This window comes from Alteromonas sp. ABV4_515 (genome assembly GCF_056160345.1).
This window is the reverse complement of the sequence record NZ_JBSWWZ010000002.1, coordinates 147,711-159,577: the sequence shown is the minus strand read 5'-3', so window position 1 is coordinate 159,577 and position 11,867 is coordinate 147,711. Positions and strand designations below refer to the sequence as shown.

9 protein-coding genes are annotated in these 11,867 nt (G+C 47.2%); 2 read left to right on the top strand and 7 right to left on the bottom strand.

Going from position 1 to position 11,867, the window contains the following annotated elements:
* Positions 1-89: 89 nt before the first annotated feature.
* The 6 genes from ACXAGX_RS05050 to ACXAGX_RS05025 form a co-directional block, all read right to left on the bottom strand.
* Entirely contained in the window at positions 90-1,088 is a 999-nt protein-coding gene (locus ACXAGX_RS05050; protein WP_474836996.1) for a siderophore ABC transporter substrate-binding protein, read from the bottom strand.
* Complete coding sequence (locus ACXAGX_RS05045) at positions 1,054-1,866, bottom strand: iron ABC transporter ATP-binding protein (protein WP_474836994.1); 813 nt, start codon at positions 1,864-1,866, stop codon at positions 1,054-1,056. Before ACXAGX_RS05045 ends, ACXAGX_RS05050 begins: the two co-directional genes overlap by 35 nt.
* Positions 1,860-2,813, bottom strand: a complete 954-nt coding sequence (locus tag ACXAGX_RS05040; RefSeq protein ID WP_474836992.1) for an iron chelate uptake ABC transporter family permease subunit — start codon at positions 2,811-2,813, stop codon at positions 1,860-1,862. Before ACXAGX_RS05040 ends, ACXAGX_RS05045 begins: the two co-directional genes overlap by 7 nt.
* Positions 2,810-3,751 carry an ABC transporter permease gene (locus tag ACXAGX_RS05035; RefSeq protein ID WP_474836990.1) on the bottom strand — a complete coding sequence of 314 codons (942 nt, stop codon included), beginning with the start codon at positions 3,749-3,751 and terminating at the stop codon, positions 2,810-2,812. The genes ACXAGX_RS05040 and ACXAGX_RS05035 overlap by 4 nt, the downstream gene beginning before the upstream one ends.
* A gap of 54 nt (positions 3,752-3,805) precedes the next feature.
* Positions 3,806-4,516 (bottom strand): TetR/AcrR family transcriptional regulator, encoded by a 711-nt coding sequence (locus ACXAGX_RS05030; RefSeq protein WP_474836988.1) that lies wholly within the window; start codon positions 4,514-4,516, stop codon positions 3,806-3,808.
* 87 nt (positions 4,517-4,603) lie between these two features.
* Entirely contained in the window at positions 4,604-6,712 is a 2,109-nt protein-coding gene (locus ACXAGX_RS05025; RefSeq protein WP_474836986.1) for a TonB-dependent receptor, read from the bottom strand.
* Positions 6,713-7,001: 289 nt separating this feature from the next.
* Between ACXAGX_RS05025 and ACXAGX_RS05020 the strand changes: the two genes are divergently transcribed.
* Together ACXAGX_RS05020 and ACXAGX_RS05015 are read left to right on the top strand one after the other, a co-directional pair.
* Positions 7,002-8,600 carry an ATP-binding cassette domain-containing protein gene (locus tag ACXAGX_RS05020; RefSeq protein WP_474836984.1) on the top strand — a complete coding sequence of 533 codons (1,599 nt, stop codon included), beginning with the start codon at positions 7,002-7,004 and terminating at the stop codon, positions 8,598-8,600.
* The gene (locus ACXAGX_RS05015; RefSeq protein WP_474836983.1) at positions 8,600-10,153 is read left to right on the top strand and encodes an ATP-binding cassette domain-containing protein; all 1,554 of its coding nucleotides are present in this window, start codon (positions 8,600-8,602) and stop codon (positions 10,151-10,153) included. The genes ACXAGX_RS05020 and ACXAGX_RS05015 overlap by 1 nt, the downstream gene beginning before the upstream one ends.
* 106 nt (positions 10,154-10,259) lie before the next feature.
* On the opposite strand, the gene ACXAGX_RS05010 is transcribed toward ACXAGX_RS05015, so the two are convergent.
* Positions 10,260-11,444, bottom strand: coding sequence for a GAF domain-containing sensor histidine kinase (locus tag ACXAGX_RS05010; protein ID WP_474836981.1), 1,185 nt, complete (start codon positions 11,442-11,444; stop codon positions 10,260-10,262).
* Positions 11,445-11,867 lie beyond the last annotated feature (423 nt).

Here is an 11,867-nt window from a genome sequence, read left to right as displayed (position 1 = left end):
TTGTTTTATGCCCGGTCAGTTCAAATCACACCCTACTTAGTGTTGACCTTCTCCCTAACGTTATTGCTAGGTGCTCGGTATTTTGAATCTTAGTCATTGTACCCTCTGAGTACATCATCAATAATTATCTCAAGTGAACTTACGCTTGCGGCAGTTATGTACCAGGCATCAGGATCGACAAAGACAATATTATTGTTTTTCCACGCGTTGGTTTGTTCGATTAAAGGATTCGCAATCGCACTTTTATCGAGCGTAGGGCGCCCTTCCATAACGGCCGTTCGATCTACTACATAGAGAATATCAGGATTATTTTTCAGTAAGAACTCACTGGATACGGGCTGGCCGTGAACCCCTTCCTTGTCAGAAATTTTAGCTGGCTTCACACCCAGCACATTGAATACAAATCCGTAGCGCGAATTTACGCCGAGAAAGCGGAACGCACCATTATTATGTAAAACCACCATGGCTTTTTCCGGCCGCGCAGCAATTTTCTCTTGTGCCAGCGACAACTTGTGATTCAGTGCGTCGACTATTTGTTGTGCCCGCGATTTCTTATCAAACAGTTCCCCTAAAAATAGCAAATGCTTCCCTACAGCCTCAAAGTGGTTTTGCTTACTTTGCTGATAATCGACGTCTAATAGAATGGTCGGCGCCAGTTTTGATAAGGCATCGTAATGATTTGCCTGCATTGGCGATATCAACACGAGATCAGGTTTAAGCGTATAAATGCGTTCCAAGTTCGGTTGCACTATGGCACCTAAGTCAGCAATGTCCGCATCGTTGCCGTAGTTTTCAAGAAAATGCGGTACAAAATCTTTGGGCATACCAACAATATCAACGTCCAGCCGGGCCAGCGCGTCGACTTCGTTCATATCCAGTGCTGCGATTCGAACAGGTCGCTTTGTGATTTTGGTTGTGCCCAAATCATGGGTAACTGTCAGTGGTTCGAATTCTGCAGCACTTTCATTCATTGCTGTAGTTTCCTGAGACTCGCTGGATACGCGCTTACCATCGCAGGCTACGAGGAGCAGCAAGCTAAACAGAAGTATCATGTTATTTTTTAGTCTGGGATAAATTTTCCGTGTCATGGATAGTGTCCTTTAATTCAACGTTAAAAAAATTGCAGAGCATGCCTTTTCCGGTAGCAACCAGCTCTAACTTAAGGTCGAAGAGCTGTTCCAGATTGGCCTCTGTCACCACCTCTTTCACCGTTCCTGCGCTATGCACCATGCCTTGTTTCATCGCAATGATCCGATCTGAATAACTGGCGGCAAAATTGATGTCGTGCACGACTAAAATCACTGTTTTTTGCTTTTCGTCGGTCAGGTAGCGGAGTGTTTGCATGATGTTTACCGCATGCTTCATATCCAGGTTGTTCAGCGGCTCATCAAGAAGCAAGTAATGCGTTTGCTGGGCAAGGGCCAGTGCCAGAAATGCCATTTGACGCTGCCCCCCACTGAGTTCGTCGATGAATGTATTTGCGATAGGCTTTAGCGCTAACAGTTCGATAGCTTCATCAATGGCGCTAAAGTCCTTATTCGTTAAGTTGCCCTTACTGTATGGAAAGCGCCCGAATGCCACTAAGTCCCTGACTGTCAGGCGTAAATTAAGCTGCTGGAACTGGCGCATAGTGGCGACCTGGCAGGCATATTTGTTAGCCGGTATACTTTCAATAGATTGTCCGTTAAGCGTCACGCCTCCCGAATCAGCGTTGAGTAGCTTTCCCAATGTCATCAGTAGTGTGCTTTTACCGGCTCCGTTCGGACCAATAAGAGAAGTAACCTGACCCGCAGGAAACTCTGCCGTCACATTGTTCAGCACCACTTTGTCACCGTATGATTTCGTTACGCTTACTGCTTTTAACACGCGATTCTCCCTGGCCTGACAAGTAAGATAAAAAAGTTCAGTCCGCAAAACAGGTTTATCAGAAGGCCTGCGCTGGTTTTATAATTGAAAAGGTGCTCTACCAGAATTTGTGCACAAACCATTACCGATATGGCAATGCCGGCCCCCGTAAGCAAAACAGCCTGATGATTGGCATGCCGGGCACATGCATAAGCGATATTGGCAACGAAAACGCCCATAAATGCGGTGGGTCCTACCAGACTGGTGGAGACAGCAACCAGGATGGCGATGAGGCCTAGCTGAAGTCTTACTACGCTGTGATAGTTGATCCCCAGAGAAATGGCTTGTTCCCTTCCTAACAAGAGCACATCGAGCACTTTACGGTATCGCCAGATACAACCGTTTACACCGGTTACCAGTAACAAGGCAATCCACAACTGGTCGGGTTGCGCACGGTTAAATGATGTCAAACTGAAACTTTGCAGTACCGAGAACTCGCCGGGATTGATCGAGTACTCCAACAATTGACTGAAACTACGCAGGATCACTGTCAGTACCAGCCCCACTAACAGCAAGAAATAAATATTTTGCTTCCCGCCGCTGAAGAGCCACCGCTGAAGGGCAAAGGAATACAACAGTAAAACCAGTATCGATAAAAGGAAGTTGGTTTGCATATCAACCATGACACTGCTGGCCGTGCCCAAGACTAATAAAAGCAGTGTCTGAAATATGACGTAAATACCCTCATAGCCCATCACCGACGGCGTGAGTATTCTGTTATTACTGACTGTCTGGAATAAGATGGATGCAACAGCAATACTGACGCCGGCAAGAAACATGGCGCTCAAACGTATAGCCCGGTTTGGGATCACGTATTCGAAATCCAGGCTTGAGCCATACAATAAGAAAAACAGGCTCAGGGAACCTACAGCAATACAGATAATGGACTGGACTACACGGAGCTTCATTTTGTCTTCCACGCTACATACAGAAAAGTCAGACCGCCAAGACAACTGGCCGTAATTCCTATCGGAATTTCAAACGGGTATGCGAGAATACGACCAAGTAGATCGCAGAGAAGTAATAGCGTCCCCCCGAAGAATGCAATAACGGGCAACGTGCGCTGAAGGTTATCGCCATAACGCATAGCAACCAGGTTGGGGACAATGAGTCCGACAAAGGGAATACTGCCAACGGTGATAACAGTGACGGCAATGGTGATTGCCACCAGCATCAGTCCGAGAGCGATGAAGTTGAAATAGTGCAGGCCAAGACTGCTTGCCATGCCTTCTCCCATGCCCACAATTGTAAAGCGCTGTGCATAACAATAGGTAAGCACAACGACCGGCAGGATGAGGTAAATGATTTCGTAATTACCCTGAACGACTTTTGAAAAATCACCCAGCAGCCATCCCTGCATACTTTGCATAATATTGTGCTGAAAGGCATAAAACTCTGCTCCCGCACTGAGCACGCTGCCAAACATCAATCCGACAACCGGCACAAGAACTGCGTTTTTAAACCGTAAACAGCGGATGATAAAAATAAAGATGCAACAGGCGAGTAATGCAAAGATAAGTGCACCTGCCATTCTGCCGCTGAGACCGGCTTCCGGGGCGACCGTGATAGTAACCAGAATACCCAACTTAGCGGCGTCCAGCGCACCGCATGTGGCAGGTTCAACAAAGCGGTTCTGCACGATTTGCTGCAGAATGACACCACATATTGCCAGCCCTGTGCCTGCACAAAGCAGAGCAAACAACCGTGGAATTCGACTTGCGGATAGCACAAGCCAGGAATTGTTTGATAGTGCTAAAAATTCTGATAGCGATGTGGTTTTCGCACCAAGCAACAGCGATAGCACGCACAAAATAAAAAGGCACGAAAGTGCCACTACTACTTTCAAAGAAAACCAGCCCTTATTGGAAGCGCTACGGACAGGTTTTATCTGAAGTTAGCGCTATGTTTTACTCTGTTGATCTGTTTCGGTGGCTCTGGCATGGGATACAGCAATGCCATCCAATACCAGATCACGTTTTCGTTCCCACCAGCGACGGGAACCGCGGGACATGATGTCTATCATGCCGTTAATCTGCCCGGCATTTTCCGGGACTTTTTCCGCCTCTGTTTGCCAGATTTCGATAATCCGTGCCTTGCGGGTACGTCCATCTGGTTCCGGTTTCGTTGTTGCCCACCACCCCAGAAAGCATTCGCCAACCATATCCACAAGCATGTCGACGGCCACCAGTGCGTTATCCAGTGAAAAGCCTTTTTCTTGCAACTTTTTCACAGATTCAGCGAAAGAGTGAATACCCGTCGAAGGCGTAATATCTGCCCGGTGAATTGCATCGGCCAAACCGGGATTACTGTCGTAAAGCGCCCACAATGCGTCGGTTAAAATAATCAGCTCATCGCGCCAGTTGGTGGCTGCAGGAGGTCGCCATTCCAGCTCTTCAATGGCCAACTCTGCAGCAACACTGATGAGATCGCTTCGCCCTTTCACATGATGATAAAGAGACGAGTGATCAACCTTTAAATGCGCGGCAATCGCAGGAATGGTGGCATTCTCGATACCAATTTCCAGGGCTGCACGCGCAATAGCGTCGCGAGATATTTTCCTGGGCCGTCCACGGGGACGTCGAGGGGCAGCCTGTTCAGAAGCGTCTGTCATAGCTTAATAATTCCGGTTCAAAAAAAGCTATTCTAACGGCTATTTTAACTGACTGCATATCCCGCCCTCAGGAGTACACCCGACTCGCTAATAATTTATCCGTATCCCGATCCCCAGCTCTCTTGGCTCCAGCAAGTACGCATTGATACCGCCAGTGCTACGATCAGCAACTTTGGCCACAGGCGCGTGCTCATCCATTAAATTGCGGGCATACACAAAGGTTTCGATATTTTGAGTAACTTGATATGACGCATTGACGTTGACCGTGGTGTAAGCGTCTACCCTCAGCTCAACCTCATTGGTGTCAGTAGAAAAATAGCTGTCGACATGACGAATACCAGCGTTTACTTTCAATGCATCTGTAATCGTAAAATCCCCCCCTAAGCTATACATGTAACCCGGGGATTTACTGATTTCCATACCTACAAACTGCTCGCCACGATAGTCGTTAAATTCACTTATTTCACTGTTTAGCAGGCCCAGTGCACCGGTGAATTTGATGTTGTCGGTAGCTTTAAAGCTCAAATCCAATTCCAAGCCATAAGACTTAGCTTCATCCGCATTGATAATGACAGCACCAAAGGCGCGGCCGTCTAAATAGTCCGTGACGGAACGTTGTGAGTCTGTAAAGCGTGTATAAAATAGATTACTGTTAATAATCAGCCGCTCTTCAAGCAATGCCATGCGGGTATACAATTCATAGTTCCAGGCATATTCAGCATCAAAGCTGTAGTACTCGCCTCCCCGAAAATTCACGCCAGTACCACCAGGTATATACCCTCTGCTGACTAATGCGCCTAACAGGATATCGTCAGTGATATCGTAAGAAACGGTTAACTTGGGCAGCAGCGCATTGAATGTTTCATCGTAATGATGCTCCACATCCGGCACATAGCTATTGATGCCGTCATGGGTAATGCCATCTACCTGATAGCGAACTGCGCCAGAAATCATCCAGCGGGTGTCGGGGCGCCAGACAAGCTCTGCAAATGGCGCCAGACTTTCCTGAGTAATGTCTGCATCAGCGTTGCCAAAGACATTGTCCAGGCGGTTGTTCGTTTCATCATTAAAATAAAAGAGACCTGCCACGCCACTGAATTCAGATAAACTGTCACCGAAATTTAACCGCAATTCATTAGAAAAATTGGTATTTTCGCGATTTGCCGTGCCCTCATAGGGAGGGGCGAACACAAAATCAAAATACCCTTTTGAATACTGCAACTGATTTGATAACACCGCACCATTATCAAACTTATACTCAAGATCGAGAATACCAACGTCGTTTTTTACCTGTTGGTTATCCTGATACAGGGAACCGTTTTCAAGATCCTCGTACGGCTCGGACACCACTTCACTACTGGGCCGGTCTGCTTCAGTCGCGGAGTAAGTTAGCATGGCGGTGAAGTTACTGAATTGCTGCGGCTCCCAGCGCACTTTCGCGCGGATATTTTTATTTTTGAAACCGAAGTCAAAATCATTCGCTGTGAATTCAGCGTTTACGTACTTCACGAAGGTGTCCCGGCTGCTGTAATCAACACTGACTCTGGCAGAAATATCACTGCCAACAGCGCCCGAGGCCATAGCTGAAAAGCGCTGTTTATCTCTGCTTCCCGCCAGAGCCTGAAAAGCAAACTCAGGCGTTGAACTCGGATTGCGAGTATGTATGACTACAGCGCCTGCAATACTGTTTGCGCCCTGACTGGTTGTTTGCGGCCCGCGGTAAACTTCAATAGAACTGACATCCCACACGCCCGCCGCACCAAGACTCAACTCCGCCGGGGTCAGATATCTGCCATCGAGACTGATTGTGGCACCGGGCACAGGTTTAGCCAGATAAGCATTACCCGCGCTCACTGGTCCCTTTGTATCTGTTCCCCGAATAATAGGAGCATCTGTACTCCCGGCGTAGATAACGTTGGGAATACCGTTAATCACCTCAGAAATAGTCGACTGATCTGCATTCTTTTGTAGAGCATCCGCACCGATTACCGACACTGAGCTGGCGGTATCTTTCATCGTTCGCTCTATTTTCTGTCCGTAGATAACAATAGATTCCACGCTGTCGTCATTTTCACTGCCGGCTGAAGTGACTAACGGATATGAACTCTCATTTGCGATAGCGCTGGTAGCAAATAACACGGCTACTGAGCTGGCCAGCATTTTCAGTTTGAACTGACATTCAATAATTCGGGGCATTTACGCAACTCCTTTACACCCAACAAAAAGCAATACGAATAATTCGCAATAATGTTAAAGCTCAAAAATTTATTTATCAACACCATGTTGAAAAAATAATTTTTCACCCTGATAATGTCTCGCCTGTCGGTCAGAGTGATATCAGAAATAAGGTCAGCGTCATTATGAAAGCATCCGCAAAAGCTCAAAATAGAATGACATATCCCCTAATTTTCAGTTATTTACTTGAATCTTGGCATTATTGGCAAAGATTAAGTTTTCAGATTCTTCGTTCGGGCAGGACCTGCTAATGCTTTCATCTACATCAATTAACCCGTCATTAAAAGCGGCACTTTATGCTGCTCTTCCGGCACTGTTCGTCTCAGTTGTGTTGTCCACTTCGGCCGGGCTCGCGAATCTTGCTGCTTTGTGGTTCGCCGTAAAACTTATTGCGGTTCCGGATATAAAGTGGGTAGGTTTAATGACGCTGTTCTGGGCCGCAGCGGCCTTACTTTCCGCTTTCGCCTCGTGGCTAAGTCATGTGATGGAAACAACTTTTTCCGGTAAAATAAGAGGGATTGTAGCTAACCATCTGGTGAGACTACCCGCGAGTAAGCTGGCGGAATATAAACGTGAAAAATTAAAGCAATTGCTCGTTGAAGATATAGAAGCGTTGCATCATATGATGGCGCACCTACCTTCAGAACTCGTCACCTTTCTGGTGATCCCCGTCATCTCTGTCGTGATTCTTCTTAAAACCGCCGGAGTGGTCACCCTGCTCACCCTTATTCCTGGGCTTTTGGCGACCTTGGTTTATCTGATTGTTGTGCCAAAGCTTGCTGCCAGAAATGGTGAGTTAATGATGGGGGAGCTGGAAAATATGTCTGCGGCTATTCAGGACTACAGTCAGGGAGCTGCCGTTTTCCGCATTTACAATGAGAGGGGCGGTGCGTTATACCGGTATAAAAGCGCTGCCTCGCGTTTTACTGAAAGTATCGCGAAACGGGTTGGCAGCGTGGCGACCGTGGTTGCTATCGCAACGGCACTACTTCAAGCAGTGGGGACTTATGCAATTGTCTATAGCATTGGGTACGATTGGCCCGTTGAGGTATTAGCTATTGCTCTGCTATTCAGTCTGGCTCTGGTTACGCCTGCACTAAAATTAGGGCATGGCCTTGACTACGTGACAAGTGGCAAAAATGCCTTAAAGAGAATCAATAACTGTTTAAAAGAGCCTGAACTAATAGATGGTGATGAGACGTTAGAAGATACAGAGCCTCTGGTACTAGCGATATCAGATGTGATTCCCGCTGTCGGTGACGCTTGTCGCCCCAGACCTCTGAATATCACCTTCTCTGCAGGACAGGTAGGTGTCATCACCGGCACAAGCGGCTCGGGAAAGTCAACTTTACTACGATTGATTACCGGCTTCGAAACACTGAAGAGCGGCGAAATAGTGATTGCAGGAAGACATGTTGAGCACCTCAATCCGCTATCCCGGCAACAATCCATTCTGTTGATACCACAAAGCAGAGACGTGCTGCCCGGCACCATTGCAGATAACCTGGCGCTCACCGCTCCAGGTGCAGATGAAGAGACGATGCGCCGTGCTTTGCAACGCGCCCGGCTTAACAAGTCACTGAATACTTCTGCCCAGTCACTGTCCGGTGGAGAAGCGCAGCGCGTCAATATTGCCCGCTGTTTTCTGTCCGAACACCGAATCGTTTTACTCGATGAGCCTACGTCAGCGCTGGACCGAAGCACAGCGATGGCTATTTTTGCTGAGCTAAAACAAGAAGCCACAGACAAAAACCAAATCATCGTGATCGTCACACATGATAATGACATGGCGTCTCAAGGCGATGTAAAGCTACCAATGAATGATTATTACCTGGAAGGAGCTGGCTGATGAAAACGCTAAGTTTGAAAACAGCGGTGACCCGTCTTCTCATACCTTCAGCAGCGGCCTGGGCAACGGCTGCAATTTTAGAGGCGATGACCTACCTTTTGCTGGCGATGGCGATTATGCACCAACAAACGCCGGAAAGGATACTGGCTTGTGCTACTCTGGCGATTTTAAGTATTGTCCTAGCATCGCGATCCGGCTTCAGGGCCGGTGCCGGGTTGGCCGGCACATTGTACTCGCTGGTTGGAGAAAGACTACGCCTCAAGAAACTTACGTGGTTTACTTCGGATAAAAAAGCCCTTCTCAATAGCATTGTTTGCCGCAATATCCCCGGATTTATGAGCTTACCGGCACATCAGCTCCAGATATTTATTCACGGGCCGGTAATTAGCATGGTGATTGTAATTAGTGTTGGTCTCTTAGTTAATGTTGCAATGATGCTAGTTTTATCAGGTCTGCTTGCCGTCGCATTTTTGATGCTTGGGTTATCACAAAGGAAACTTAAACATGCTGACACTCAACGGAACGAAATGAATCAGCAAGTCAACCAATCAGCATTAGAGCTTATCGGGCATCTCGAGCTTTTGCGCACAGCCGGAGGTTATCAGAGTGCAACCTCCCGCATTTCAAAGAGCTGGGCGACACAAGACAACCTATTAAGAAAAATTAGCCGCAACGCTGCCCTATCGACCTTCACAGCTACTGTTGGAGCATGTTTGCCCGTAGCGGGTACATTAGTTTATTGCTTTATGTCCCATGCCTCTGCAGAAGCTACCTTAGCGCTACTTATTTTAAGCTTGCGAGCCACAGCTCCTCTGGATAGCCTGGCTTTGGCGGTACTCAGCATGAATGATCAGCGTGCAGCCATGGCACAATTCCGTCTTCTCGACCGCGCTCCGACAATAGAAGAGCCGCCCCCTCTGAACAGCAAAATTCCGGATAACAGTATTCTGATTATAGAAGACCTACATCTTAATTCTCACAAACATAGTATCAACGCGACGATAAATCCAGGTGAATGCTGGCTGATATCAGGAAACAGCGGGTCGGGCAAAACCACATTACTTAACAACATAATGCGATTTGAAGACCCGGAACGAGGCAATATTTTATTGGGCAATGTGCCTTTACCATTAGTAGAACGGGACAGACTTAGCGAGTATTTTGCTTATGCTCCTCAAAATCCATCCATATTTTCCGGAACCATAGCCGACAACATCCGGCTTGGTAAACCGGATGCTGATGATGCCACCATTGAGCAACTCGCGCGCCTGATGTTACTCGGAGATGTAATTGACCGCTCTCCTACAGGTATTCATCAGCAAATAGGTAATATGGGAGAGACACTTTCCGGAGGAGAAAAACAAAGAATCGCATTAGCAAGGGCTTTACTTAAAGATGCGCCGGTTCTGATACTTGACGAAGCAACTTCTGCGCTGGATGAGGCTACCGAGAAGCATGTAGCTACTGTGATTTGTGAGAAGGCGAGTACCCTGATTGTTGTTTCACACCGTGCACCTGATATCTGGCAGCCAACAAATATGCTTTACATCTAATCACAATATATCGCTTTTTGTATCTGCAACTGGATAACCATCCGTATGGCGCTTACAGACGCGTTCTGCGTGTGGCTTCCAGCATATCGGCATAGCTTATCTTATTCTAGCTCGCTGGTCTTACAGGCATGGTTAATGTGAAACAGGTAACACCTTCCGTCGATTTAACACTGAGATCAGCGTCGTGTGCCTTGCTGATTTCAGAAGCAATGAACAGTCCTAAACCTAACCCCTCGCCGGTTTTTTCCTGATCTAAACGCCAGAATGGTTTAAACAGATTTGCCAGCGCGTCTTTTGTGATGGTCGGGCCATGGTTAGTCACTTCAATCTTTAGAATGGAATCCTCCACACTGGCTTCAGTTTTCACCGGCTGGCTCGAATCTCCGTGAACCAGTGCGTTTATCAGTAGATTGGAAAACAGCTGACTAAGACGTTCGTCGTCACAGTACACCTTTTCGCGGATGTCTATTTCGCTGTCTATTTCGGCCGCCGGATAACCATTTTGAAGCTCAGATATAATATGTGCCAGCCTGCTGCCTAAGTTGTCAGATTCTGATAGAGATATCTTAACGCCTGGCCCTACCCGGGTGTGGGCAAAATCCATAACATCACTTATAAGTCTGCTGATACGTAGCGTGCTCGCCCGCATAATCTTCAGAATTTTAGCTATCTGAGGTTCACGGACATGATGTTCGATGACATCGAGTCCCATAGAAATCGATGATAAAGGTGTACGTATATCGTGACCGAGAATCGCAATATTCTGCTCTCGCAGAGTAACCGCTTCACGCTGGCTGCGCAGTTCTCTTTCAGTCGCCACACGGGTTGCCGCATCAGCAATTTGACGACTCAGCAGGGATGCAAATGAGTCAATCATGCTGTTAAGTTTGTCAGTTTTAAGTGTCAGCGGCTTCTTGTCCAGCCCACACAACGTACCAAAGAAAGTACCATCGGCGTTGTAAAGCGGATACGAAAAGTAACTCTGAAAGCCATATTGCTTAGGAACAGAGTGATCGCGATAGACTGGATCATTGGTCGCGTGCTCAATAACAACTTTACGGTGCTTTGCACGCACACGCTCACAAAGCGTCTCCGTGATTTCCAGATGGTCGCCGATTTCCATGTTGAAATCTATCAGGTCGTAGACAGCGCAAGCTGTCCAGCTGTTTTCTGTCACGTGTGCGACACACACAAAGCCGACTTCTGTGCTTTCCGCAACAAGCTTGAGAATGTGAGGGACGGAGTCAATGGCTTGTACCACTGATATCGCTGATGCAGAAGACTGCGACATAGTCTAGTTATCTCGGTTTACGTTTTAATTTACTGAAAATTTAAATAATGGAAGTCATCTTCGAATTGCTTGCTAGCAAAAAGATACTCCGAATTCAGCAGAATAAACTATTTTGCTGCGGGCTGAAATACATCGCAGAAATGTGAAAGCCATTTGTCATTGCCAGGATGAGATAGAATAAGCCAATTGTTCTCGCCTCTACAAGCAAGAACGTGAAAACGCCGAACGCTTCAAAAGCGATGTGAGGAAATAAAGGTAATCATTACTTCGCGTAAAGAACTTGCGAAGGGGCTTTTTAAATCCGTTGCCTTCGGGCGTGGCGGCCAAGTGTTGGTCCAATCAAGCCCGCCCACTGGTACCATTCTCATATTCACATGCAACTTTTAATGCTAGTCAATCCAAATCTGTAGGAGCCAAACGGAT